Annotated in this window: 26 protein-coding genes and 1 pseudogene; 13 read left to right on the top strand and 14 right to left on the bottom strand. The window is 54.4% G+C overall.

Annotated elements, in window-relative coordinates:
• The first annotated feature begins 16 nt into the window (after positions 1-16).
• The 4 genes from ACZ47H_RS01030 to ACZ47H_RS01045 all read left to right on the top strand — a co-directional run bounded on the left by ACZ47H_RS01030 (position 17) and on the right by ACZ47H_RS01045 (position 4,126).
• Entirely contained in the window at positions 17-772 is a 756-nt protein-coding gene (locus tag ACZ47H_RS01030; RefSeq protein ID WP_464933374.1) for a DUF432 domain-containing protein, read from the top strand.
• A gap of 17 nt (positions 773-789) precedes the next feature.
• A complete protein-coding gene (locus ACZ47H_RS01035) occupies positions 790-1,650 on the top strand; it encodes a mechanosensitive ion channel family protein (RefSeq protein ID WP_464933375.1) in 861 nt (286 codons plus the stop codon).
• A gap of 81 nt (positions 1,651-1,731) precedes the next feature.
• On the top strand, positions 1,732-3,900 hold the full coding sequence (gene feoB, locus ACZ47H_RS01040; RefSeq protein WP_464933376.1) for a ferrous iron transport protein B: 2,169 nt from the start codon (positions 1,732-1,734) through the stop codon (positions 3,898-3,900).
• Positions 3,893-4,126, top strand: a complete 234-nt coding sequence (locus ACZ47H_RS01045) for a hypothetical protein (protein ID WP_464933377.1) — start codon at positions 3,893-3,895, stop codon at positions 4,124-4,126. The genes feoB and ACZ47H_RS01045 overlap by 8 nt, the downstream gene beginning before the upstream one ends.
• Here the strand turns inward: ACZ47H_RS01045 and ACZ47H_RS01050 are convergent.
• The 3 genes from ACZ47H_RS01050 to ACZ47H_RS01060 all read right to left on the bottom strand — a co-directional run bounded on the left by ACZ47H_RS01050 (position 4,095) and on the right by ACZ47H_RS01060 (position 6,989).
• Positions 4,095-4,514 carry an SCP2 sterol-binding domain-containing protein gene (locus ACZ47H_RS01050; protein WP_464933378.1) on the bottom strand — a complete coding sequence of 140 codons (420 nt, stop codon included), beginning with the start codon at positions 4,512-4,514 and terminating at the stop codon, positions 4,095-4,097. The genes ACZ47H_RS01045 and ACZ47H_RS01050 overlap by 32 nt on opposite strands.
• Before the next feature lie 63 nt (positions 4,515-4,577).
• Positions 4,578-5,738: an iron-containing alcohol dehydrogenase gene (locus tag ACZ47H_RS01055; RefSeq protein WP_464933379.1), complete on the bottom strand. Its 1,161-nt coding sequence runs from the start codon at positions 5,736-5,738 to the stop codon at positions 4,578-4,580.
• 90 nt (positions 5,739-5,828) lie between these two features.
• Entirely contained in the window at positions 5,829-6,989 is a 1,161-nt protein-coding gene (locus tag ACZ47H_RS01060; protein WP_464933380.1) for an acyl-CoA dehydrogenase family protein, read from the bottom strand.
• A 208-nt stretch (positions 6,990-7,197) separates the two neighbouring features.
• Between ACZ47H_RS01060 and ACZ47H_RS01065 the strand changes: the two genes are divergently transcribed.
• Positions 7,198-7,605: a translation initiation factor IF-5A gene (locus ACZ47H_RS01065; RefSeq protein WP_464933381.1), complete on the top strand. Its 408-nt coding sequence runs from the start codon at positions 7,198-7,200 to the stop codon at positions 7,603-7,605.
• Here the strand turns inward: ACZ47H_RS01065 and ACZ47H_RS01070 are convergent.
• Positions 7,602-8,021 (bottom strand): hypothetical protein, encoded by a 420-nt coding sequence (locus ACZ47H_RS01070; RefSeq protein ID WP_464933382.1) that lies wholly within the window; start codon positions 8,019-8,021, stop codon positions 7,602-7,604. The genes ACZ47H_RS01065 and ACZ47H_RS01070 overlap by 4 nt on opposite strands.
• Positions 8,022-8,089: 68 nt before the next feature.
• Positions 8,090-9,413 (bottom strand): annotated as a pseudogene (locus ACZ47H_RS01075) (signal recognition particle protein Srp54).
• 121 nt (positions 9,414-9,534) lie between these two features.
• On the opposite strand from ACZ47H_RS01075, the gene ACZ47H_RS01080 reads away from it, so the two are divergent.
• Positions 9,535-9,813: a hypothetical protein gene (locus ACZ47H_RS01080; protein ID WP_464933383.1), complete on the top strand. Its 279-nt coding sequence runs from the start codon at positions 9,535-9,537 to the stop codon at positions 9,811-9,813.
• On the top strand, positions 9,810-10,421 hold the full coding sequence (locus ACZ47H_RS01085; RefSeq protein WP_464933384.1) for a LysO family transporter: 612 nt from the start codon (positions 9,810-9,812) through the stop codon (positions 10,419-10,421). The genes ACZ47H_RS01080 and ACZ47H_RS01085 overlap by 4 nt, the downstream gene beginning before the upstream one ends.
• Here the strand turns inward: ACZ47H_RS01085 and ACZ47H_RS01090 are convergent.
• From ACZ47H_RS01090 to ACZ47H_RS01105, 4 genes are all read right to left on the bottom strand, one after another.
• Positions 10,408-11,718 (bottom strand): TldD/PmbA family protein, encoded by a 1,311-nt coding sequence (locus ACZ47H_RS01090; protein ID WP_464933385.1) that lies wholly within the window; start codon positions 11,716-11,718, stop codon positions 10,408-10,410. The two genes, ACZ47H_RS01085 and ACZ47H_RS01090, sit on opposite strands and share 14 nt — an antisense overlap.
• A complete protein-coding gene (locus ACZ47H_RS01095) occupies positions 11,715-13,148 on the bottom strand; it encodes a TldD/PmbA family protein (RefSeq protein WP_464933386.1) in 1,434 nt (477 codons plus the stop codon). The genes ACZ47H_RS01090 and ACZ47H_RS01095 overlap by 4 nt, the downstream gene beginning before the upstream one ends.
• Before the next feature lie 76 nt (positions 13,149-13,224).
• Positions 13,225-14,235, bottom strand: a complete 1,011-nt coding sequence (locus ACZ47H_RS01100) for a histone deacetylase family protein (RefSeq protein WP_464933905.1) — start codon at positions 14,233-14,235, stop codon at positions 13,225-13,227.
• A gap of 95 nt (positions 14,236-14,330) precedes the next feature.
• Positions 14,331-15,338, bottom strand: a complete 1,008-nt coding sequence (locus tag ACZ47H_RS01105; RefSeq protein WP_464933387.1) for an AbrB/MazE/SpoVT family DNA-binding domain-containing protein — start codon at positions 15,336-15,338, stop codon at positions 14,331-14,333.
• 227 nt (positions 15,339-15,565) lie between these two features.
• On the opposite strand from ACZ47H_RS01105, the gene ACZ47H_RS01110 reads away from it, so the two are divergent.
• A complete protein-coding gene (locus tag ACZ47H_RS01110; RefSeq protein ID WP_464933388.1) occupies positions 15,566-16,066 on the top strand; it encodes a hypothetical protein in 501 nt (166 codons plus the stop codon).
• Here ACZ47H_RS01110 and ACZ47H_RS01115 read toward each other — a convergent pair.
• Positions 16,056-16,739 carry a hypothetical protein gene (locus tag ACZ47H_RS01115; protein ID WP_464933389.1) on the bottom strand — a complete coding sequence of 228 codons (684 nt, stop codon included), beginning with the start codon at positions 16,737-16,739 and terminating at the stop codon, positions 16,056-16,058. The genes ACZ47H_RS01110 and ACZ47H_RS01115 overlap by 11 nt on opposite strands.
• Positions 16,637-17,566, bottom strand: coding sequence for a deoxyhypusine synthase (locus ACZ47H_RS01120; RefSeq protein ID WP_464933390.1), 930 nt, complete (start codon positions 17,564-17,566; stop codon positions 16,637-16,639). Before ACZ47H_RS01120 ends, ACZ47H_RS01115 begins: the two co-directional genes overlap by 103 nt.
• 109 nt (positions 17,567-17,675) lie before the next feature.
• Here ACZ47H_RS01120 and ACZ47H_RS01125 point away from each other — a divergent pair, with 109 nt between their 5' ends.
• The 3 genes from ACZ47H_RS01125 to ACZ47H_RS01135 are packed head-to-tail and all read left to right on the top strand — an operon-like array spanning position 17,676 to position 20,981.
• Positions 17,676-18,101, top strand: a complete 426-nt coding sequence (locus ACZ47H_RS01125; RefSeq protein WP_464933391.1) for an archaellin/type IV pilin N-terminal domain-containing protein — start codon at positions 17,676-17,678, stop codon at positions 18,099-18,101.
• 28 nt (positions 18,102-18,129) lie between these two features.
• Positions 18,130-19,557 carry a type II/IV secretion system ATPase subunit gene (locus ACZ47H_RS01130; RefSeq protein ID WP_464933392.1) on the top strand — a complete coding sequence of 476 codons (1,428 nt, stop codon included), beginning with the start codon at positions 18,130-18,132 and terminating at the stop codon, positions 19,555-19,557.
• Between the two features lie 2 nt (positions 19,558-19,559).
• Entirely contained in the window at positions 19,560-20,981 is a 1,422-nt protein-coding gene (locus ACZ47H_RS01135; protein ID WP_464933393.1) for a hypothetical protein, read from the top strand.
• Here the strand turns inward: ACZ47H_RS01135 and ACZ47H_RS01140 are convergent.
• Positions 20,976-21,464: an SEN2-like domain-containing protein gene (locus ACZ47H_RS01140; protein WP_464933394.1), complete on the bottom strand. Its 489-nt coding sequence runs from the start codon at positions 21,462-21,464 to the stop codon at positions 20,976-20,978. The genes ACZ47H_RS01135 and ACZ47H_RS01140 overlap by 6 nt on opposite strands.
• 80 nt (positions 21,465-21,544) lie before the next feature.
• Here ACZ47H_RS01140 and ACZ47H_RS01145 point away from each other — a divergent pair, with 80 nt between their 5' ends.
• Positions 21,545-21,721: a hypothetical protein gene (locus tag ACZ47H_RS01145; protein WP_464933395.1), complete on the top strand. Its 177-nt coding sequence runs from the start codon at positions 21,545-21,547 to the stop codon at positions 21,719-21,721.
• On the opposite strand, the gene ACZ47H_RS01150 is transcribed toward ACZ47H_RS01145, so the two are convergent.
• Positions 21,718-22,605, bottom strand: a complete 888-nt coding sequence (locus ACZ47H_RS01150) for an ABC transporter permease (protein WP_464933396.1) — start codon at positions 22,603-22,605, stop codon at positions 21,718-21,720. The genes ACZ47H_RS01145 and ACZ47H_RS01150 overlap by 4 nt on opposite strands.
• Positions 22,606-22,613: 8 nt before the next feature.
• Positions 22,614-23,516: an ABC transporter ATP-binding protein gene (locus ACZ47H_RS01155; RefSeq protein ID WP_464933397.1), complete on the bottom strand. Its 903-nt coding sequence runs from the start codon at positions 23,514-23,516 to the stop codon at positions 22,614-22,616.
• A gap of 121 nt (positions 23,517-23,637) precedes the next feature.
• On the opposite strand from ACZ47H_RS01155, the gene ACZ47H_RS01160 reads away from it, so the two are divergent.
• On the top strand, positions 23,638-24,114 hold the full coding sequence (locus tag ACZ47H_RS01160) for a hypothetical protein (protein ID WP_464933398.1): 477 nt from the start codon (positions 23,638-23,640) through the stop codon (positions 24,112-24,114).
• Positions 24,115-24,133: the final 19 nt, after the last annotated feature.

Here is a 24,133-nt window from a genome sequence, read left to right on the forward strand (position 1 = left end):
CTGGTGCCTGGGGGTATTGGCGTCTGAAAACGTCACCATGCTTAAAGTTCCATGGAGGATCGGGCCTGGAGAAGAGATAGTGCTTGGAGAGGCTAGTATTAGGAGGAATAGCTATGGAGACCTGGAGGCCTGCGACCGGTATGGATGCGTAACCGCGAGGGTCCCTCCGGAGAGGCTCGTCTACGCGGTCCCGATCCCTGCAATATACAGGGTGTTATCCGCGACCCCCTTCATCTACGTGGACTTCAGCAAGCGTATACTGATCGAGGAGGGTGAGGACTACTGGACACTAGCCCCGATCGAGCTGGAGGTTTACGCTGGAGACCTTGCACTGGTCCGCCTCTCACCTGTCATGGTCAAGCACACTCTCATTGGCGATGTAAACGATGGGATCCTTGCCAGGTACCATAAGGCGGACGCCGTCTTCGACGAGGAGCAGCTCGAGTACAAGCTTGGGACAGCGATAGTAAGGTTCATAGTTAGAGGCTCCAGCGTCCTCCTTCCAGGCGTCGGCTTCAACGCCGGCGGGGTGGAGTTCTACGTAGACGAGGATGGCAGGCTCTACTATCCCCTCCTCGAGGCGAGCGTTGAGGGAGGATTAGTCAGCGTTAAGAGGATGGATGCGCCCCCGAAGAAGGGGTTGAGACCAGTAGAGCTTGGCAACCACAGCTACTACAAATACAGGAGGCCCCTCTTCCCAGTCCCAATCTCCTATGCAGCTTCATTCACCATGAAAGTCGATGTTGTGAAGAGGTATCTCCCACAACCCTAGTGGAGGTGATGCCAGGCATGAGCACTTCCACAGCTGGAGGGGGAGGAGATACTGTAGCTGGAATACTTGAGTCTATTAAGGGGAATGCCTTGAATGCTCTCGAAGCAGTAGTGATATTCGCTATAGGACTCCTGTTCGCTGTACTCATTAGGAATATTATGAGGAAGAGCCTAAGCCACAGGCTCCCACCACACGTATACAAGCCCCTCGAGGCCGGAGTCTACTACAGCCTCCTCATAACAGCCGGTGTACTAGCCCTCGCACCCTTCGGGATCAGCTTGACATCACTCCTAATAGCTGGAGGATTCGCGGGCATAGTCGTAGGCTTGGCTACTCAGAACGCTTTGAGCAATCTCGTGAGCGGGATCATGCTTCTAATAGAGCAACCCCTCCGCATAGGGGACCCCGTGAGCATAGCAGGCTACTCGGGTGTCGTAGTGGGAATCAATATACTCTCTACTCTGATAAGGACGTGGGAGGGTCCCATAGTTAGGATTCCGAACAATGAGGTCTTCAACAGTATCATAATGAATTATTCAAGGATGAAGGCTAGGCGTGTAGAGTTCAATATAGGGATACATTATGATAGCGATCTAGAGAAGGCTATAAGCACTATAAAAGCCCTAATGGAGGATCACCCCCTATGCCTCGTAAACCCCGCGCCTGAGGTTTTCGTAGACAACTACGCGGATAGCGCTATAGTGTTGAAGATGAGGTGCTGGGCTCCAACCCAGGCCTGGTTCGCTACCAAGATAGACCTCCAAACCAGGCTCAAGCCCGCATTGGACAAGGCTGGTATAAAGATACCATACCCCCAGCTCGACGTCCACTTCCCTGAAAAGCTTAGAGTGGGCTTGAATAGAGACGAGGAGAAGTGACTTCTACATAGAAGTATTTCACATCATAATTAACCCATCCTATTAAACCTTGCCAACCAATGTATTCCTGGGAGAAGAGGATTGCACAGCCACAGCGCCACCACCAACATCAAATCAGTAGCCGAGAAACTATGGGACTGCACCATTAAGGTAGCGCTGGTGGGAGCACCAAACGTGGGTAAAAGCGTTCTCTTCAACACCTTAACCGGCCAGCAGTCCATGGTAGCCAACTGGCCCGGCGTAACAGTAGATATACAAATTGGAAAGATCAACGTTAGAGGTGAAAAAGCGTGCATCATAGACCTCCCAGGCGCATATGGGCTAGTACCTACAAGCCCCGAGGAGGAGGTCACGCTGGAAGCACTACTCACACTCAAGCCTGACAAGATAGTGGCTCTCCTCGACTCCACTAACCCCGAGGGCAGCCTCAACCTAGTCTTACAGTTGATAGAGGCCGCCCCCGAAAGGGTTGTGGTAGCGGTCACAAAATACGCTATAAGCCACGCTATGGGAGTCCACATCGATGTTGAAAAGCTCTCGAGAGTCCTAGGCGTGCCAGTGGTGCCGGTCTCAGCCCTCGAGGGGCAGGGATTAGACCAGCTCCTAGCCCACATAGCCTCAAGGGAAACATTCAACACCCATAAGCTATGGATAGACTATGGACTGTTGAAGGAGGATTTAGAGGAGCTGGCAAACAATAGCATGGTAATTGAGGCCGCAGAGCATTTTAGGGTTACGCCCGAGTGGCTCGCTATACAATTGCTGGGGAATAACGAGTCGCTCCTATCGATCCTCGAGGAGCATGGATACCATGATCTAGTATCACTAGCCATGAAGGCGTATGAATCCGCCATGAAGAAGACCGGGTTGAGGCCCGAGCTATACATAGCTGAGAGGAGGCTCGCCTTCATAGAGCATCTAGCATCGGAGGTGGTTGTTAGGAGGAAGCCTGCAGGGAGCTATTGGCAGAAGATCGCGGATGTCTTGATCCACCCTGTTATCGGTCCTATAGGGAGCCTCGTAGGCCTCCTCCTCACGTTTGCCGCTGTGTTCTCAGTGAACACTGGATTCCCGCTTAACATAATCTTTAGGGCATTGGGTTATGAGGGGGTCGCCAGCCTCCTAGACGAGTATAATCTGGCGAGCCTGCTTGACTTGGCCTTCACATACCTCTCCAACATAGTCAAGGATGTTATCCCGGGTCCCGCCGGGGGGCTTATAGGAGACGGGATTATTGGAGGGGTTGGATTCGTACTCAGCTTCCTCCCACTAGTCATGCTAGTATACCTGTTCCTCGGACTCCTCGAGGACTCCGGGCTAGCTACGAGGATGGCGATAAGCTTCCACCCACTATTCTACAGGTTCGGCCTCTCTGGGAGAAGCGTGTTCCCACTCCTCCTAGGCATGGGCTGCAACGTGCCGGCAGAATACGCCACTAAGAGCCTACCCGAGGAGGAGAGGCTCCGGGCAGTGTTCGCGGTCCCCTTCATACCATGCCAGGCAAGGCTAGCAGTGATCATCGCGATCACTAGCGTTATGGTAACCAGCATATTAGAGCAGAGTATAGCTATAACAATTATTTATACAGAGGCGATTATCGCCGCGCTCCTCACGAGCCTCATAGTGTCTAGGGTGGTACAGCCTAGGCTAATGAGCGAGAAGGCGAGGCTCCTCTACCAGCCTAAGCCCGAGCTGATAATGGAGCTGCCTCCAGTCCACAAGCCGCACTGGAGGGTAGTGTGGTGGTATGTTAGAGACAACACTATGCACTTCATCCGTAAGGCTGGCACCGTGATATTCCTCCTAGCAGTAATAACATGGGGTCTCCTATCATATGGGCCAAACGGGTATACTGCTAACCCCGACTATAGTTATGGGGCTATACTGGGAGACTACGTGGGGAAGGTCACCAGGCTCATAGGAGTTGGGCCAGGCAAGGATAGGATCCTAGGCCTAGCTCTACTCGATGGCCTGATAGCCAAGGAGGGCGTCCTCACCGCTATAGCGATAAGCCTGGGCTTCCAGGAGGAGTCGGTGCACGAGGCTATAGGATCGCTCGGGCTCACATTCCCCCAGGCCCTGGGCTTCCTAGTAATGATCACCCTCTACTTCCCATGCATAGCCACACTTGCGGCGATGAGGAGTATAACGAGGTCTTGGAAGCTCGTATTAGCTTACGCCGCCTACTCCATACTCTTGGCAATTACCTTCGCGACTATAACATACCATGTGGTGGTGCTGGTTGACTAGTATAGTAGCTAGGATGCTTCAGCTCCTTGAGAAGGGGTATACGCTGGAGGAGGTGGCGGCCGAGCTGGGTATAAGCGTTGACCGGGCAAGGCTCATAGCATCAACCCTGGTTGCGAGCGGGCTGGCTAAGCCAGCTAGGCTCGATACGGCTAATTGTGCCTGTGAGACCTGCCCGCTGCGGAGGGTTTGCGGGTTCACTCCACTCCGACGCGCTGAGCGGTCTTAACCATCTCCAGAGCAGCTATCGGGAACCTCATTATGACCGAATAGTTCCCCTTCTCCACTACGAGCTTCCTCCTCATTATAGCGGTCAGAGGGTTCACCTTGCCAGAGATCACGTCTAGCCAGTCATCATAGCTTGCTGACAGTATGAAGGGCGCGTCTGCCTGGCTGGAGTCATCGTACCATTCCACGCCCTCGCACTTTCCATTGTTGAGCTTTAGGATGAACCCCGGCTTTTTCCCTCCAAACTTTTCCTCCAGCTCTCTGGGCATCTTGGTTACCTTGAAGAGTATCGGCCACACCCAGCCTTTACCGCTCCTCTCATAGTTGGGGTTGGAGTTCAGCTCTTGACAGTAGGCTTCAGCCCATTCACGGCTAGGAAACTTAGGCATACAAGTACACCCCTCCTAAATTATAGTGCATACCCGTATTAGTACTTGCATATGGGGGACCGTTTAGTATAGCTTGTCCAGAATCTCCTCCAGCTCCTCGGGCGTCGGTATTATTGGGGCGAAGGCCATGCTTGGATCGTGGTACGCCTCCTCTAGAACCCAGTGCTTCGCCTCTATGAAATCCTCCTCTCCAACGCCGTGGTCCCTCAGCCTCGGCTTGAATCCCAGTTCATCGTAGAACGCCCTTATATGGTCTGATAGGCTTTCCCGCTTCTCCCAGCCGTGTATCTCCTCGAGGACTGTTTTTAGCCTCTTGTACTTTGCAGCGACATGAGGGTCCCTACTATTATATTCTACAACGTATGGCGTGACTATGCCAACAGTTGTTCCATGGTGTATGTGGAGCTTAGCCCCTAGCGGGTGGGCTATCGCGTGTATAAGGCCTAATCCGCCATTAGTGAATGCTATCCCAGCCATTGTCGCTGCTAGGTGGACGTGGGCCATCGCCTCCATATCTCCTCCTACGGCCTTTGGAAGCCATAATAGGACCTCCTCCGCCGCCCTCTCGGCGAGTGCGTCGGTTAGGGGTGTTGCTTGATTTGATGAGAGGGCTTCAATGCTGTGGCCTAGAGCGTCGAGGCCGGCTCCCACAATGATGTGTCTCGGCGCGCTCTTGGGCAGCCGTGGGTCTAGTATGGAGGCATAGGGTATGATCTCGTAGCTTCCCACATCAATCTTCTCTCTATTCCCTCCCTCCTCCTTTGTGAGGACTATGCCGTAGCTGGCATCACTGCCTGTCCCGGCGGTGGTTGGTATCGCTATTAGTAGGGGCTCCTCGAGGTCTATACCGAGGGGGTTGAAGGGGGCTACATCCTCGACTCCCACATCGGGTCGGAGGAGCTTGACCTTAGCCGCTTTGGCAGCGTCTATCACACTACCCCCTCCCACTGCTATGATAGCGTCTATTCCATCTCGGGGGAGTGATGCAGTGATCTTCTCACCAATATCTATGGGTGGCTCTGGGGGTACGTCATTGTAGACTATTACCTCTACCCCAGTATTCTTGAGTGATTCTGTGATGCTCTTGAACCAGTCGAGGCCGGATAGTACTTTGTCGGTTACGACGAGCACCCTCTTGAGGCTGTGCTCGCTTGCGAGGGTGCCTAGGACGTCTTCTACGCTCTCGCCCCAGTATATCCTTCTAGGAAAAGCGTGGAGGGTCAAGCCTTTACACCCCTTTTTCCCATGTAATTGAGGAATGTATAAAGCGTATAGTTTTGGAAGAATGGGAGGCCAGTGGCTATGGTGCCCTCGCTAGGTTCTGGGAGCCCTGACCTTGCCGAGAAGGGCTTTGACTATAACCATCTTCTGGACCTCATTGGTCCCGTCGCCAATCTCTATCATCTTTATGTCCCTATAGTAGCGCTCTACAGGGCTCTCCCTACTAAATCCTATACCCCCTAACACCTGCATCGCCATCCTGACTAGGTCTACTCCCCACTTTGCGGCCGCCAGTTTTGCAAGGCTGCTCCAGAGGGGGTAGTCTGGCTCCCCGTTATCTACCTTTACCGCGGCAGTGTATATGAGCTGGCGCGTCGCCTCTAGGAGCAGCTTCATCTCTGCTATCATCGACTGGACCATCTGGTGCTGTATTAGGGGCTTGCCCATGGACTCCCTTTGCTTGCTGTATTCTAGTGCCTCGTCGAACGCCGCCTGCATGATGCCTAGGCCTGTGGCGGCTGTTATGATCCTGCCCTCGTTTAGGGCGTCCATAACGATCTTGAAGCCCTTGTTCACCTCTCCAATAATATTTTCCTTGGGGACCCTGCAGTCTTCGAAAACGACCTCGCTGGTCCCACTCCCCCTGTAACCCATCATTTCAAGCTTTGAAACCTCAATGCAGTCAGACTTGTCGACTACGAAGAGAGATACGCCGCGGTGGCGGTCCTCTGGACTCCCAGTTCTAGCCGCTACTAGGAAGAAGCTTGCATAGGGCGAGTTTGTTATGAATGTCTTCCTACCGTTTATGACCCACTCGTTCCCGTCAAGCCTGGCCCTAGTGGTGACCGCGGCAGCATCTGTTCCACAGCAGGGCTCGGTTAGGGCGAAGGCTCCGATCTCCCCATCAGCCAGCCTTTTAAGGTACCTCTCTTTGATCTCGTCGCTTGCATAGTGGACTAGGGGGTATGCAACCATAGTCCCCGAGACCGTAGCCATTATAGCTACGGCGCTGGAGTACCTTGCAAGCTCCTCTACTACTATGGCGCTCTCCAGGGTTGACAGGCCGGGTCCGCCATACTCTTCGGGGACTCTTAGGGCGAAGTAGCCCATGTCTGCGACACTCCTAATAATATCTTCGGGGACAGTGTTCTCCGCGTCAATCTTCTTGGCGACGGGTGCAAGGTATTTCTCGCCGAACTCACGGACACTGCTCCTTAGGAGCCTTATGTCTTCGGAGTCGAATACTCCTACCATCGCAGGAACCCTCAGCTATTATTATAATTGGGTAGCCATGTTAGATAAAAACTTGAATTAAATCCCCGTACTTGTATAGGGGCGATGAGGGGGAACCCGGGAACAGAGGCGTAGAGGCTGTGAAGACTGCTCTAAGAGCGCCGAGCCCCACTACCACCTATCACTTATAAGGGGAGCAGAAGCTACTGGGTCATATGGGTGGCTAGGCGTGAGTGTGAACTATGCAAGCCTTGGAGAATTGAAAAAGGGCAGCTATATTGTGATTGATGGAGAGCCCTGCAGGATAGTGGAGATCACGAAGGCTAAGACGGGTAAGCATGGAAGCGCAAAGGCCCACGTTGTCGCCATTGGTGTATTTACTGGGCAGAAGAGGACCCTCATCGCCCCCGTAGACACTCGTGTCCAGGTACCCATAATCGAGAAGAGGCTGGGCCAGATACTGGCCGACATGGGAGACATGGTTCAGATAATGGATATGGAGACCTACGATACCTTCGAGGTCGAGAAGCCCGAGGACGAGAATCTAGCCGGGAAGCTAGAGCCTGGCGTAACGGTAGAGTACTGGCTGATCATGGGGAAGCCCAAGATCATAAGGATTAGGGAGAGGCAGGCCTAGCAAAGGCCCCCACCACCATTATTATCGAGAATTATATTCGCTATTATCGCAGTCCTCCAATACCCCCAGTCCGGCACACGTATGATCTCCTCTACCCTACCAGAGCAATCCTCTACAGAAGAGCTCGTGTAGCACAGCACTATCGGTGTTGAGGCATCGTAGAGGGCTGAGAGCTCCCCTCCCCCAACCTCCCCCTCATGGAGGAGCACAGTCACTCCATCCAGGATGGGAGGCTCCTCCAGGACTATCGCGCCCAGCCTCTTCCCGCGTAGAACCGCTCTAACCCAGCCCTCACTTGTATCCGCATCTGGCCTCAAATGGCGGACCCAGTCTCCAGGGGCAATGATCCACTTCCCACCGACCCAGACTATAGAGGCCGTGTCCCTCCTTATCCCGTTGCTTATGAGTAGTGACATTGATAGGAATCTCGCCGCCTCCCTCAGGGTGAGGGGGCCCGGTGCTATGTGTATTCTATTGTAGCCTTCTAGGAGAGTCCTAGCCTCTTCAGCAATCGCTTATCCCTCTTCAACCTCTTCATCATAACCTTGAGATTCTTATAGTAGGCTAGGAGCTCCTTGACATCCTCCGTAGTGGTCCCCGATCCTATGGCTAGCCTCCTCATCCTACTCCGATCTATGATCTCGGGCTTGTCCAGCTCCTGGTATGTCATGCTCTCTATTATAGCGAGCCACTTCTTGATCTTCTCCTCCCCGAGCCTCGCTGTCTCATCGTTTATCTTACTCATTAACCCGAAGCCTGGAAGCATCTGGAGTACCTTGTTGAGGGGTCCCATTTTCCTCATGCTCTTCAGCTGCCTGTATATGACCCTCATGTTGATCTTTCCTTTCAGGATGTCCTCGGCCGCCTCCTCCAGCTCCCTAGCCTCCTCAAGGCTTTTGAGCTTCTCCAGCAACGCCTCGAGGTCTCCGAGGCCGAGTATCCTTCCCACGAACTTCGCGGGCCTGAAGGGCTCGAGCTCGTCGATCTTCTCCCCTGTCCCTATGAATTTAACAGTGGCACCCGTAGCTCCGAGCGGCTGATAGCACTCCTCCCCCGCGGGCTGTGCCGTCGAGCTTTGTTACTATGAGGGACCCTATGGGGGTGGCCTCATGGAACTTTCTGGCGAGCTCGTACGCCTTTTGGCCTATGGCGGCGTCGAGGACGAGTATGACCTCGTCAGGGTTGATCGCTGTGGATATGCTCTTCATCTCGTCTAGGAGGGCCTCCTCGTCCCCGAACCCGTGTCTCCCCGCGGTATCAACTATTATTATCTCGGCCCCCCTCTCTAGAGCGTACTTTATGCCCTTCTCAGCGATCCTTGCAGGGTCCCCCTTATCCTCGCCGTAGAATATGGCTCCAGCCTTCTCGGCTAGGGTCTTAAGCTGTTGGAGGGCTCCCGGCCTGAAGGTATCGGTGGAGACTAGGGCTACCTTGTAGCCTCTCCTCGTATAGTAGTATGCGAGTTTACCCGCAGTTGTTGTTTTACCGCTACCCTGCACTCCTACGAGGAGGATTATCCATGGTGTCTTTGGTGGGAGGATTCTGGGCTGCTGGTCTCCTCCGAAGAGCTGGGATAGCTCCTCGTACACGATCTTTAGGAGCCACTCCCTCTTACTGGCTCCTGGCGGGGGCTTCTCCTTGCTTGCCCTCTCCTTTATCCTCTTAGTAAGCTGGAATACCAGCTTAACATTCACGTCTGACTTGATCAGCTCTTTTTGCAGGTCTCGTATGAACTCCTGGACTGCCTTCTCGTAGGTTCCGCCTCCTTTGAGGAACTTAGCGACTGCCTCTCTTACCCCGTCTAGCACCAAATCATTTCCTCCCCGCCAATCAGTGTGGAGACCCTTATCCTCTCCCATAGAATAGTGTTTGGTGGGGGAAGTTATATCGTGTTCCATGTTACGGAGACATTAATGGTGTGCCCCGAGGATGCTGCTGGTCGCTCTGCTGGTTGCCGGTATAGTGGCTGGGTACCTTGCCGGCAGGGTTGGGTACGAGAGCGCCGCTAGAGTCGTTGACCGCATAATGGAGGCGGTAGTCATCCTCATAGTCTTCTTTGTAGGCGTTGAGGGCGGTCGAATATTGTCGGGTGCAGGGGGCTCATTAATCGAAGTCCTATACGCGATACTACTCCTCCTAGCCTCCGCCATGGCAGCTAGCCTAGCCGCGGCTATAGCTGCTCATAAGCTGAGGTGGCTCTGCAAGTGAGGATCCCCTACCTCCTAGCAGTACTGGTGGCGTTATCAGCAGGCGTGGCGGTGGGAGCCCTCAACCCAAGGTATGAGGTTGAAGGACTAGTTAGGATCCTGCTCTACATACTAGTGTTCGCCGCGGGAGCGGGTATTGGAAGGATGATCCATGTTGAGGGTCCCCCGCCGGGGAGGACTGCGCTTGCAGGGAGCCTACTGGGAGTGGCTGTTATGGCTGCTGGGTGGGCTTCCGGCTACACCGTAGGGCTCCTACTAGGTGTTAACCCTCGGCTGGCAGGATTCGCGGGCCTAGCATCGGGCTGGTATAGTATAGCGGGCCCGCTGGTATCGCTATACGACCCCCTCCTGGGGCTAGCCGCTTTTGGAGCAAACCTGTTCAGGGAGGCGCTTCACATAGCCCTCTACCCCCTTCTCTCTAGGAGGGGGTACAAGTGTACAGCGGTAGCGCTCGGTGGAGCTACAACAATGGATACCGGTTTACCGGTTATCGTAAAATATGGGGGGTTGGAGGCCTCAGCGCTGGCCCTTGGCCAGGGCGTCATCATCACATTACTAGTCCCGGTTGCAGCCTCTCCCTCCTGCCTTAGACCGGCTACTCGCTCGTAATGCCTATCTCTCCTACTAGGATGTGGGGTAGGAGGCTGGGTATGCCTACCTCCCACCACTCTATCGGCCACCTAGTCCTGCCGACGGCCTCTACGCTCTTCATCAGTCCTGGTAGGGATCCCGTTATCCTCGCTCTCGGCGCGCATCCGACAGGCTTGCCATTCTCGACCACGAATAATGCGTCCCTAGTGACCGTGGAGAATAGTCCCTCAGCGTAGTTCTGGAACCTAGTGTACCAGTTGTTTGTGGCATAGATGCCGTTTCCTAGGGCTTCCATTAGCTCCTCGTCGTCGAGGTCTCCCGGCTCCACCTCTATGTTGAATGCTCTCGGGAATATGACTCCAGCATTACCGGTCGTCTTTCCTCCTAGAAGCCTAGCCGTCTTGGAGTTGTGGAGGAACGTCTTGAGCACCCCCTTCTCTATGATAGGCTTGTTTATTGTCGCGACGCCCTCGTCGTCGAAGCTCGCGAATCCCGGGAGCTCCTCCATGAGGGGCTTGTCATGGATCGTTAGTTGTCCGCTGGCAACCTCTCCTCCAAGCTGGTCTGGGCGGAAGAAGCTCATCCCAAATATCACAGACGATCCCGAGGCGGCCCGGGCGATATACTCTATTAGGTTACCAGCAACCATAGGGGATAGTAGAACCCTGTATTTCCCAGTCTCTAATTTTATGTTCGGCAGCTTGTTGCACTCCTCCGCCAGCTTTATGGCTGTGGTTATGGCTTTCTTCGCTGAGGCTGGATCGTAGCGGGTTGAGGTCCAGCTCCACTGGCCACTCTTATCGTCTGTTGCAAAGACGCGTATGTATCCGTTGAAGTGGGTCTTAGAGCCCTCCAGGCTCGCCCCATTGCTTCCCCTGAGGACCTTCCTCCTTACCGATACTGTTATCGCCCCGGCAGCGTTTGGCAGGTTCTCTAGCTCTAGGTCCTCGATGAGCCTGGTGACGTCTCCGGTGGTGGCCATCTCCTCTATCCTCTTATCTACTAGACTGTACGGCCTGCCGGTCGGCTCTGGTAGGGGTGCGTATAGTGGTGATGGCTGGAGCTTTTCTATTATCCTCGCAGTCTTCTCAACTACCTCCTCCGGCCTAGTTGAACGGAAGGTTGATCCCACGATCTTCTTGTCCTTGGCAGCATAGAGTCCTACCTGGTAGTCTCTCCACGACTGTATTATGCTCGGCTGTCCATTGGCGAGCTTCAGCATTGTTGAAGAGCCTTCCTCTATAATCACAGTGTACTCGTCAACCCTGCTCCCGATTACCCGGGCTACCTCCTCCGCGAGCTCTACCACGTTCACAGGATCCTCACCCCCCTCAACCTTATGTGGGGTCCACCGAACCATACGGGCACCCCTTGGCCGGGCTCTCCCTTCCCGCAGGTGCCCGCGTAGAATTGTAGGTCTCTTCCCGCGGCGTCCACGCTCGAGTAGAACTGGAGGCTGTTGACTTCCAGCGCTGGGTTCTTTACCGGTCTTCCTATCCTTCCATTCTGGATCTCATACGCTTCTAGACCCACGTATCTAGCGACCCACCTGTAGTCGTCGATGTTCCACTCCATATACTTCTTGATGTAGACTCCATGCTTCACCCCCTCTATCAGCTCGTCCACCTCGTAGTCTCCCGGGGCGAAGTAAGTGTTGGCCATCCTCACTATCGGCTCGGCCCACCACTCCTTGGCCCTCGCAGCAGCGTTGCTATGGGTCCCCATCGCGTATGCTGTCTCCCTGTTGTGGAGGTACTCCTCCAGTATCCCGTTTCTTATAAGGTACCGCGGCCTCACAGGGACTCCTTCATCATCGTAGAGATAGAATCCATAGCTCCCCGGTATCGAGGGATCATCTATGACCGTTGAGTAATCGCTCCCTATCCTCTCACCCGGCTTCATCTTACGCCTATAGCTTAATCCAGCCTGTGCAGCCTCTCTACCCATAACCCTGTCTGCCTCGCTGGGGTGGCCTGCTGACTCGTGGACCGCTAAGCCCACTATCTCGGGGCCAAGGACTACGTCCATTTCTCCCCTTGGGGGTTTGCCGGCGTCAACCAGGTAGATCTTCAGGCTCCTCAAGTCGTCTTCCAGGTTCTCCTTCAGCTTTAGCCCTTCTACCAGCTCTAGGCCTCCAGTGGCGCCGAGCTGGTTCCACCTATTCGCCCTCTCCCCCGCATACTCTGCCGTCACCGAGTAGAAGATCGCGACCCTAGGGATCCTAGACTCTACGTGTGCACCGTCACTGGTTACGAGGATCTTATCCTCTATACTATATGAGAATCCTATCAGAACGCTCTTTACATCTACCCCCACATTAGTGTCTATCGACTTGTATATCTCCTGTATGATTCCAATCAGGTCGCTGTCATCCACGCTACCCAAAGGCTTCCTCTGGCTAACCTCGTACCTCGCAGTGCCCAGCCTCTCGTTGGAGAGGCCTATCTTCTCCTTCGCCAGTGACGAGAAGGCTCTCGCCCCCCGGATAGCCCTATCGACGGCCTCGTACAGCGATGCTTCATCCAGCGAGTCTGTGGAGGCGAATCCCAACCCTCCCTCCACAAGCGCACGTACAGCGTAGCCGGTGGAGTCGCTGTAGGATGCTCCTATGAGCTGTCCATTCAATAGGTTGAAGGAGAAGCCCCTCACCCTGTGGAATCTCGCCTCCGCGTATTCAGCCCCCGAGTCGAGGGCCCGTCCTACAGCTTTTTCTAATAGCTGAGGATCAATGTATGGAGTTTCCAAGGCCATGCACCTTTGCCTACCTATCCAATATATTGGATAGGGTTACTTAAGGGTTTGTAGGAGTGTAAGGTGTGGGTTACTCCACGCTTACCCCGGTATTGATCCTCCTATAGGTGTACCAGAGGCTCTCCTCTGATATAGTGTGGGGTCCGGGTCTGTGCTTATCCTGTAGGAGGGCTGCTGTGAAGGACGGGAGCCCCTTGGATAGGCCCTGGGTATATCCGCCCTCGAGGACCACTACTATGCCTGCTTCCAGGGACTTGATCTCTTCAGCGATATACTCGTAGCCAGCCTCAGTGATCCTCATGTATGCGAAGTCCCCGAGAAAGGCGTCGAACCCCGCTGAGACCACGAGATACTCGGGATCATAGTCTCTTATCCTCTCGAATGCCTTGCTTATAGCATCCATGAATATATCATCGCCGCTTCCAGGGGGGAGAAGGATATTCACAAGGTTGTTGTGGGCGCCTCGCTGCCACGGATACCCTGTTCCCGGATAGATTGTTGAGGGATCCTGGTGTATATCCACGTGGAGTATGCTTGTATCCCACAGTATCTCCTGCGTCCCATTCCCATGGTGGAGGTCGAAGTCCAGCACAGCAGTCCTACCCTGCCTTGAGAGTAGGGTGGCGACTAGGGCGGAGGTGTTGAATATGCAGAATCCCAGTGTGGGTGCGCCGAGCGCTGGCCCCTTCCTCCCAGCGTGGTGCCCTGGAGGACGTCCCAGTATGAAGACGGGTCCCTCATTCCTTTGTAGTTGGTCTACTGCCTCCTCAACCGCCCCGGCGAGCCTGTCGAGGGCTCTAGGGGTTCCCGGGGAGACGTAGGTGTCTGGGTCTATGAAGACTGGACTAGGCGATTCCGCCGCACGGTATATTTGATCCATGTACTCGGGAGAGTGCACGAGCGTGTAGAGGCTCCTAGCATCTCCTAGGGGAGGCTCTCTCCACTCTAACCCCTTAATCCCGATTAGTGCGTTTACAGCCTTTTCAAGCCTCTGAGGGTTCTCGACGTGCTCGTAGGGTTCGGGGCTGTGGAGGAGGAAATCGCTATGGTAAATGACGGTCAGCCGGGCGGCCTCAGCGATGCGGAGTCACCTCACCGCCTAGATGGCTCGGTAATCGGGGTTCCACCGCATAGCCGCCCTGGGGGTACACCGTGTATTTGCGGGGGCGATATAATTCACTTCGATCCATCCTCTCCGGCCTCGTTGAACTTGGTGATGAGAGCGTGGCATAGGATCACGTTTTCAGCTATGTCTATGATTCTTGCAATATCTATGATCTTGGCTAGGAGGTAGGTGAATGCTGGACTATCGTTCTCAACGATCTCCCTAATGTTGCCCTCCAGGTCTAGAATGCTCCTAACCTTCCAGTAGGACTCCTCAGCCTTCTTAACACTCGGCGGCTCCAGGCTAAGCACCACAGTCGACACTGCCACCTCTAGTACTTGCAGGAGGAATGATAGCCTCTGCTTCTCGCTCTCCGACAGGTTCCCCATCATGTAGAGGAGATCTAGGGCGAACTTGTAAACCGAGTCATTCACCATGCCTATGAGGTTGGAGGCGCTAACCATGTACCTGGCCTTCCTCTCCTCCATTATATCAGTGGTCTTGACACTGTTAGCAGTCCTCAGGAGGCGGTAGTTGAGCTTTAGGAGGTTCTCATACTCCATATCGAGTTCTTCTTTAGTGAGGTGTACTTTCCCCTCTAGGAAGCCGGAGAGCCTGTTCAAGACCCTGCTTATACTCCTCCCATAGTCTACTAGGAGGTCCAGCAGGTCCTCGCTCTTCTCTCCCAGATCCACTATGATCCGCTGCTTCTCCTCAACCTGGACCCTAGTTCCCGGAAGTATCTCTTCCATCTTCCCTATCCTATCTATCACAGGCTCCTTTATTTTTTTATTAGATTTAAAAATGATCTTATCGAATCCGAAAACATATGTGCAGAGGGTTATCCTAGGAGCATGCTTCTCTACACTGAAATGCGAGAGGCTGAAGTCTAGTGTGACCTTCATCGAGGCGTTCTCTGGAGCGATGATGAGCTTGTCCCCATCATCATAAATATGAAGCATGTCTCCAACATTCACCTTGTTCCTCCTAGCCCAATCCTTAGGGAGAGTAACGATGAGGGAGGAGGCTCCTAGGCGTTGTATCTTCCTCTTGAGCGAACCCCCGTTATGACCGGTCAAGCCCTTACACCCTATATTTCCATATGAAAAAGTGTGGTGGGGGAACCCTTATAACTCTACCAGGTTTTTTAAGCCGGGTTATTGTTTAAGTATGTATGTATTACCATTGTATAATCATATATTTATTTAGTGAAGATTCAGCTATATCTCAGCATTGAGCGAGACATATATAAACCCTTGATTAAATAATACTATACTAGTGGTGCTCTAGATAGAGGTGAATAGTAGTGTTCGAGGATAGGAGCTGGAAGCTCGTATTAAGGAAGACAGCTAGGGGGCCGGTAATACAGTTCCGCAGCAGCACCATGCAAACTAGAGAATCCACTATGATTAGGATGGGCGGCAAGATGGCTGAGGACATCTTCAAGACCATGGTAGACGTCCTCAAGAAGTACGACTACATCACCGAAGAGGGAGGAGACGAGTCCAGGTACAAGTGGTACAGGTTGAAGCCCGAGATCGGCCCTGTGGTAGGCGGATTCATAGTCCTCATCAGGAGGAGCAGGCGTCCACAGGACTGGATCCCCTACTTCGAGGGCTTCATAAAGCAGGATCCATACAAGGGAGCCCACAAGTTGCTGACAGAGGCGCTTGCTACGGCCTACCAGCTGAGCCAGGACTACCCGCCGCCAGAGAGGGTTAGGATGCAGCTTCACCCCAAGGTTCTTGACAGCGTAAGCGCAGGGTTCAAGGTCATCATAAAGAAGCTCTGGGGAGTTAAGAAGTAACCCCTCCAAGACACTCTCTAATCATTTTTATTATAAATGCTTTACACTTTCTCCCCGGGAAAACTATCAAGCCATCCCCCGCTACTATATAGTAGGATTCACCCAGTAAGGCACAGAGACCAGCCGAGGCTGCTAATACCGCATCGTAGATATCCTTCCCTCCAATGACTGGGAGCCTATGGATCCTACGGATACTTCCAGGATGGGTTTCAAAGACTATGATGCCCGCCTCCACAGATAGGTGGAGGATGGAGTAGCCGAGGAGTGACAGGAGCCTCATCCCGGGGAGGCCGCCTGGTAAGAGCCTGGCGCCCGGCACGTTTTCGAGGAGCATCCTCTCCGAAGCCCTATACCCATGGTAGGGAGGGTGTAGTGGGGCGTCTACAACAAGTATGCCGGGCCGCAGCCTTGGAAGGATGTCTTCAATACTCGCCTTGAGGGTCCTGCATGACGTTACATGGGAGCCGGATACTATTAACTCTGCGTATCCTGTCTCTCCTCTAGGCGCAGGGTCTAGGCCGGTTATCCTGTTCCAGCCCTTACTCCTGGCTCTGCTGAGGGCCCGGGCTGCTAGCTCCGCGTACCAAGTATACCAGCTGCTAGGATGGGGACTATTATGGTGGCGTCCCCGTACACTACCACCTTCGATGCCTCCGGCTTCACCTTCCCCCATGTTATAGCCTCCCTTGGCCTAGCCCCACTGAGGCTGCCGTCGTACTCGACGGCGGTGGTTACGTATACCGTGTAGTCTAGGCCCTCTCGGAACTGGCTCCACCATATTGCGTGGTGTTTGCTTATCCCGCCGCCTATTATGAGTGCTGTAGCCTTCCCGCTCCTGTCGAAGAATATGTCTGAGAGCAGCTTCATGTCTATGTAGTAGTCTAGAGTTACACCCCTCCCCGCCTGACTCTCCATGAACATTGCAGTGCCGAAGGCGCCGTCGGGCCAGCCGGGTACGAAGATCTTGGCTCCACTCTCGTGGGCGGCCCTGAGTATGCTGTTCTCATCCTCGATCATTGATCCTGCGAGGTCGAGTATCTCGTAGACGCCCCACCTCTCCTTCTCCTTCCTAGCCTCCTCAACGAGCCGTCTCACGAACGCCTCAACTTTGGGCCCATAGTCCTCGACTGGGATGAAGATGTTGCCTAGCCTATGGTATCCTTCCCGGGCAAGGCTCTTATCATCAGCGTCGAAGTAGCCCTTGAGATACCTTCCACCATTAGCCCTGGCTATGTCGTGGTCCAGGGTCCCTGCAGTGGTGAAGACAACGTTGAAGAGCCCCTCCCGTATAAGCTGGGCGAATACTCCTCTCAGGCCCGTCGAGACCAGGTTCGCTGTGAAGGTGAGTATACGCAGGTTAGACTCTCTCAACGCCCTCCTCAGGAGCTTTACAGCTTCAACAAGGTGTCCCGCCATGAACCCGTGGATGCGCGAGTACCACTCGATCAACTCCTCTATCGTGGCGTCGGGCCTAACTCTTACGTCCTCGACAGGCTCCACAATAATACACCCTCCGAGTGACATGTCTCGCCTCCTTATAAAGAATTGTTCATTCAAACACCAATCACCATCCCTCCTCCACCACCATTAATCGATGAGAGGTGGTCGAGTGGTGAGGAGGAGAGGACTATCACCCCTCATAGCGAGCGTCCTCCTAATAAGCGCGACAGTGCTGGGAGGAATGCTGGTATACCACTACTTCCAGGACAGCTTCACCAAGATCAAGGGGCTATCCGAGGACGTAGTAGTCAATCCATCAGCCCTGGTGCTAAACGCCAACACCACTCTAGTGAAAGTGACTATCTCGAACCAGAACGACCAGCCGATCACAGTTGTAAACGTGACTCTCCTAGACGATAACGGCAACACTATCAAAGCCAGCCTGCTGAGAAGCGGCACTCTACCGGCAGAGGTCCAGCCTGGAGAGAAGATCAACGTAATGCTGAAGACTAGTGAGAAGCCCGCCGCAGCCTATGTAACATACGAGGTCAACGGCCAGGTTTACGAGTCCGAGCCTGTACAGCTGGCGGGATAGCACCGCTACCCCGGGAGGGTCCCTAGCCTTGAATCTACTCCAAAAATTTTTCCAGAAAAGCAGGAGTACTGGGAGGGAGGCTAGAGCTAAACCCGTCGCTGAAGAGGCTGGTTTCGTCGAGCCGATTGACGCGGGTAGGATTAAGGGACACTACAAGGTGGGGCCTGTAGAATACTACCTCTACGTAGACGAGTACGGATTCTTCCGCCTCCGCATAGTAGAGCCCCGGGAGCCCCCGGAAGACGTTATATACGATATAATAGCGGGTGTAAAGCACCCTCGAGGGGATGCAGAGAAGTACCACGCCCGGAAGAGGGCAAGCGGCTACGGGAAGCTCTACCCCCTCATAATAGACGATAACATAGAGGAGATCACAGTTGACGGTCCCGGCAACAGGGTCTCAGTCCTCCACAGGTTCATACCAGGCTACTGGATAGACGTAGACCTCACCCTGGGAGAGGCTGAGCTGGACTCTATAGCAATACAGCTGGCCAGGAAAGCCGGGAGACTCCTCAGCCTCGCAACACCCTACGCTGAAGGGATCACTAGTGACGGGCACAGGATAGCCGTAACCCTCGGAAGGGAGGTAACACGGCATGGGACAAGCATAGTGCTCCGAAAGTACCCGGAGAAGCCCGTATCGATAACAGACCTCCTAGCAACCCGCGTATTAACACCGATCGCCGCAGCCTACCTCTGGCTGCTGGTAGAGGCACACAGCTTCATAATGATAATAGGGAGCATGGGGGCCGGGAAGACGACGCTCCTCCAAGCACTCGCAGGCCTCATCCCGCCGCATCACAGGATCGTCACGATAGAGGACACTCCAGAGGTGAGACTATACCATAGGCACTGGGACTCACTCGTAACCAGGCCCCGGATACCGGGAGAGGATATAGAGGAGGTTGACCTCGAAGACCTCCTCCGCTTCGCCCTAAGGAGGAGAGCAGACCACGTAATAGTAGGCGAGGTGAGGGGAAGAGAAGCCCGCCTACTAGCCCAGGCGGCGGCAAGCGGCCATGGAAGCCTCACCACGTTCCATGCAGACTCACCCGAGGCGGCAATACTAAGGCTTAGACTCGATCCCATCAGCCTCCCACCCCTATTCCTCCGGATAATCACGGCCTTCGTACACATACAGAGAATCCCTGTCGTTGGAGGAGGCTTCCTCAGGAGGGTTACCTCGATAACAGAGATACAAGACGATGAACTAGTAACAATCTTCCAATGGAAGCCCGAGGCAGACTCCCTCACCCCTAAGAGGAGCGAGGAGGTGGTTGAGAGGAGCAGCGCGCTCCGGGAGGCATGGGTCAGACTGGGGATGCCTGGTGGGAGCCTAGAGGCAGAGCTGGAGGAGAGAGCCCGGTTCCTCGAGGAGAGGATTAATCATCCAGGAGAAGTATTCTACGCCAGCCTCGCAAAATACTATTCGAGAAAGTACGGGGTGGACTCATAGAAATGCCCCTCTCACCCATCAAGAAGCTCGCCGAAGCCATCGAGTCCGAGGCGGATAGGGTTGCATTGAGCACTGCTAGCCCCATCCTTCTAGGGCCAAGGGCCTCCGCCACTATGAGGAGGATCATGCGCCTCACACTACTAACAGCCCTCCTTCTAGCCGCAGCTTCCCCACTCTCCCTACTGCTGCCAAAACCCTACGCTCTAATCCTACCCGTGGTGTCAATTCTCCTCGCACTCACACCCTACATACTCCCCATGGCCTGGAGGCTGGTCCTAGCCCATGAAGTCTCTAGGGAGCTCCCCTCCCTCCTATCATACGCTCTCCCATACTCCGCGGGGCCCAAGTACCTGGCAAACGTTCTAGCCGCTGCGCCCAGAGAATTCTTTCCATGGTTCGAATGGGAGGCTGACAGGCTGAGGTTCCTCCTAGACCTCGGCCACGACCCTATTACAGCGTTGAAGGAGCTCGCATCAACCACCCCCTCTAGGAGGCTGCGAGAAATACTACTAGACTACGTCCACTCCCAGGAGATCGGGTCGCCTAAGAGCCAGGTAACCCTCAGCCTCCTCGAAGAGGCGGTTAACGAGACGAGGAGCCAGTGGAGATCCTACATAGACCTAGGCAGGGGCCTTGTAGAGGCGCTCACCGCAACCGTTCTAGCATCAGTCGTACTGGCGCCGCTAAGCCTCTTATCAGGCTACTCTGGAGCCCCAGCAGTATTAGTCGCCGCCATTCTATCACTAGTATCCGGCATATTATTGGTGATGACTAGACCCAACTTGGGCGAGGTAGAGGTAGGGGTATACTATACCCTAGGAGCACTGCTCGCAGCTATCATCTCCTCCCTAGCCACGTATATCTCTGGAGCCCTAGCGGGGCTAGCCGTGCTCGCTATAGCTGCTGGCCTCTACGAGCACCTACACAAGCGTTTCTCCCGGATCGAGGAGGAGGCCCTCTCAGCCCTGAGGGAGGCGGCTGCGGGAGCGAAGTATGGGAGGTTCCTCGAAGACCACCTATCCCGTGCAGTACCCGTTGCATCGAGGTCGATAAAGGCGTTGATCAAAGCACTCGGCTACGCCGGAAAGATAGGGGCGGCGGAGGCCCTGTCAAGCATACTAAGGATCGTAGAGTCTGCTAAGGAGGCTGTCCATTCAGCGAGGGGGCAGGGGCTAGTATTGACGGGTCTAGCAACAGTGATCCCGGCAGTCTCAATCTACATAGTGAAGGCTATAGCGAGCATAGGCTCGACGGGTCAAATGCCGGGGTTGGGGGCTGAGGGCTTGGAGGCGATGGCCTCCCTCATACTGGCAGTCTCTCCCCTTATACCCATACCGGGGACCGTGCTGTGGAGGGGGAGGGTCCCCTCCCTAATACCCTCCCTCGCCGCCCTTTCCTCCTCGCTCCTAGTTACTCGGCTATGAGAGGCTCTGGGTCCTCCTAGCCTCATAGTAGGTTACCACTCCATAACCGTCAACGATAGCGACTACCGGGGTGAAGCCGTCCCTCGCCGCGAGCCTGCTCCACTCGGCTATGTCGCGGAACGTCGTCTTGGCCCCCTCGCTTAATACGAGAACCTCTAGCTCCCTACCCTCTCCCCGGGCGACTCGGAGAGTCCTCTCCCTAATCCCCCTCCTAACCCTCCTACCCCTACGCCTCAAGTCATAGTAGACTATGAAGAGATCCGGATCCCCCACAGTCATGCTTGCAAGCTGGATACCGCCTATCCAGCCCCACGGGAGCCCCTCTACTGCGAGCCTGCCCCTCACAAGCTGGTACGCGGCCTCCAAGGGGTCAATAGTCTCCCCCCTCTTCGCACCAGCCCTCTCCAACTGGTTGCAGAACACCTCATTCAAGCATTCCACCAATAGAACCCTACCCTCCCCAAGCCTACACTTTGCATCCATATGCACTCCCAGGCCTTAGCGGTGCAGATGACTAGCTTTTATTAGCCGATAGGAGGGGGGAAGCCAATGGGTGTGGGCTAGTGGAGATGCCGAAGGAGCTCCAGGAAAAGCTTCTAGGGAAGCTCCACGAGGAGGCGGAGAAGGCCCTCAAGGAATCGCTGGCTAAGATCGAGGAGAAGCATCTAACCTTCACGAGGCTCGTTGAGGAGAGGGGGGAGGCGCTCGTCAGGGAGTTCAAGGAGAAGGTTTCCGGCTAAACATCCATCCTCCTCAACGTCTTCCACAACAATAGGATCATAGCAGTTATCCATATCACCAGGCCTGCTACTGCATGCAGGAGATAGCTGGTTGGGATGACCTGGACCTCCACCCCTCCAATGTACACGGTCCCCGCCTCCTCCGGGTGTAGGAGCCCGTAGACTGCCCGGCTAAGGAATCCTAGATCATAGATAGGGAGGTACGCTCTCGCCAGGTTCGCAGCCTTGAAGGCCAGCTCTTCACTATGCCTCACAGCAACATAGTAGGCGGCCAGCATACCAACGGATATAGAGGATACAAAGTAAGCTACGAAGCCCAAAACATAGCCGGTCACAGGCTTACGGAATTTCATCCCAAACCATGCAGACAGTAGGAGTAGAGGGAGGGACCCTACCGCTACAAGCATGGAGAGCAAGAGAACCTCCAAGAAACCAGTCTGGGGCCCCCCAATAATCCAAGCCGCCCCATATACGCTTACACCGCCCGTTATGAATACTGCGAGCATCATTACAAAAGCAGCAAGCGCCTTCCCGAGAACGTATTCTAGCCTCGATATCGGCCTAGCGAGTACGAGGGCTGCTAACCCGTCTACTAGGTCCGCCGCCAGCAGGTCACCGCCGAAGAGTATAGCTATCAGCCACCCCCATGATATCACGCTCAGGGTAGTCACTCCTAGAGCCGCCAGTGAATCCCCAACCCTAAACCCCATGATGGTGGCCCAAAGCATAGGGTCACTAACACTGGAGCTTGCATAAGACCTCACGATGAACGCTACAATAAGCGGTAGGGCCATGAGGGCAATAACAAGCCAGAGAGTCCTCTTATTAGACTCCCTTCTAAGCTCGAAGGCTGATATCAATGCTACAGGTTTAAGCCTAGCCATTATACACGTCACCTCACAAGCCTCATATATGCATCTTCCAGGCTTGCCTCCCTATACTCGAACCCCTCAATACTAATCCCTCTCTCCTCGAGAAGGCCCAGGATCCTCTTGGGGCTAGATTCATTCTCAACCTCCACTCTCAGGGTCTTACCTGTAACCGAGAGGACCTTGTAGCCCTCATTCTCCAGTATCCTAGCAGCATCTGGGGCTGCGGGGGTTGTAATGGTTACAATCCCCTTCACGCCCACGATGGAGGCGAGCTCTCGGAGCGTTCCCTCAAACACCTTCCTCCCCTTAGACAGTATCACGACCCTGTCAACAATCTCCTGGAGCTCCTTTAGTATGTGGCTGCTAACCAGTACTCCTATTCCACTATTCCTCCACTCGAGGATCTTCCTTCTAACCGCCGCCACCCACTCGGGGTCTAAGCCGGATACGGGCTCGTCTAGGAGGACATAGCTCTTATCCGTGAGCACAGCCTGGGCTAGAAGTATCCTCTTCCTCTGCCCCTTGCTGGTCATTTTCATCTTCCTATTACAGAGGCTCCTCACCCCGAATTCCTCTAGAGCCTCCAAAGCCCTTCTACGCGCCTCCACTCTAGATAGGCCCTCGAGAACCCCCAGGCTCTCGAGGAGGCCGCATACCGTAGCCCATTCCGGCGCTTGAGGGATCTCGGGGACATAGGCTATCTTCCGCTTCACGCTGGGATCCCTAAGTGGGTCAACGCCATCGACGAGGATGCTTCCCTGGTCTGGGACTACTAGACCGAGTATGGATTTTATCGTAGTAGTCTTCCCCGCCCCGTTAGGGCCTACAAGACCTAGGACCTCCCCCTCCCCCAGCTCGAAGCTTACATTGTCGACTGCTGTAAGGTATCGGTATCTCTTTACGAGGTTCCGTACCTCGATCAAACTAGTACCCCTCTCCTATAAGGCTGGAATCCCGCTATTATAGGCTCAGAGGCTAGAGTGTATAATGCTCTTTACTCTCGAAGGGCTATCTAGGAGTGCCGGAGTAATGGTGGAGGAGTTGATGAAGAAAACGATTAGCCTTGCGATCCTCGTCTTGGGAGTGATCCTCGTCGCCGCGCCCATAGTATACCTCTACTATGACCATACTGTTATGAGTGAAACAGTCGCTAACTCAACGTGGACACTAAATGGAGGCTCCGGAGTCTCCTACATGTTCAAGGCGCCCAGCGAGAGTATTCTCACTCTAGCCACTGGGAGCGTTAACGATAACACTACATACGTTGTCATCGTAGACTCGCCTAGAGGGACCCTACTAGAGGAGAGTGTTACGAGTGTAAGGAGCTGGAGGTTGATCCTAGCCGGAGGCGATTCCTATGAGGTGAAGATAATCAACCCCCTCAATACCACGGTTAACGGATACGTTCTAGCCAGTATCGAGTATAAGGTGCCCGTAGCAGCCTCTCCAAGTGCAAGCACCTACCTACTCATCGCTGTGCTGGGAGGCATACTGGTGGGTTGGGGCGCGGGTAGATCATAAAATCCTAGAATTAGGATTC

This window comes from Thermodiscus maritimus, from assembly GCF_055382595.1.

Bases quoted from the DNA above. Each gene is read 5' to 3' on its own strand.
- ACZ47H_RS01035 (WP_464933375.1), top strand. From the start codon at position 790: ATGAGCACTTCCACAGCTGGAGGGGGAGGAGATACTGTAGCTGGAATA.
- ACZ47H_RS01050 (WP_464933378.1), bottom strand. From the start codon at position 4,514: ATGCCTAAGTTTCCTAGCCGTGAATGGGCTGAAGCCTACTGTCAAGAG.
- ACZ47H_RS01060 (WP_464933380.1), bottom strand. From the start codon at position 6,989: ATGGTAGGAGTATTCGACTCCGAAGACATAAGGCTCCTAAGGAGCAGT.
- ACZ47H_RS01070 (WP_464933382.1), bottom strand. From the start codon at position 8,021: ATGTCACTACTCATAAGCAACGGGATAAGGAGGGACACGGCCTCTATA.
- ACZ47H_RS01080 (WP_464933383.1), top strand. From the start codon at position 9,535: ATGCTGCTGGTCGCTCTGCTGGTTGCCGGTATAGTGGCTGGGTACCTT.
- ACZ47H_RS01115 (WP_464933389.1), bottom strand. From the start codon at position 16,739: ATGGGGGAAGGTGAAGCCGGAGGCATCGAAGGTGGTAGTGTACGGGGA.
- ACZ47H_RS01135 (WP_464933393.1), top strand. From the start codon at position 19,560: ATGCCCCTCTCACCCATCAAGAAGCTCGCCGAAGCCATCGAGTCCGAG.
- ACZ47H_RS01140 (WP_464933394.1), bottom strand. From the start codon at position 21,464: ATGGATGCAAAGTGTAGGCTTGGGGAGGGTAGGGTTCTATTGGTGGAA.
- ACZ47H_RS01150 (WP_464933396.1), bottom strand. From the start codon at position 22,605: ATGGCTAGGCTTAAACCTGTAGCATTGATATCAGCCTTCGAGCTTAGA.
- ACZ47H_RS01160 (WP_464933398.1), top strand. From the start codon at position 23,638: ATGAAGAAAACGATTAGCCTTGCGATCCTCGTCTTGGGAGTGATCCTC.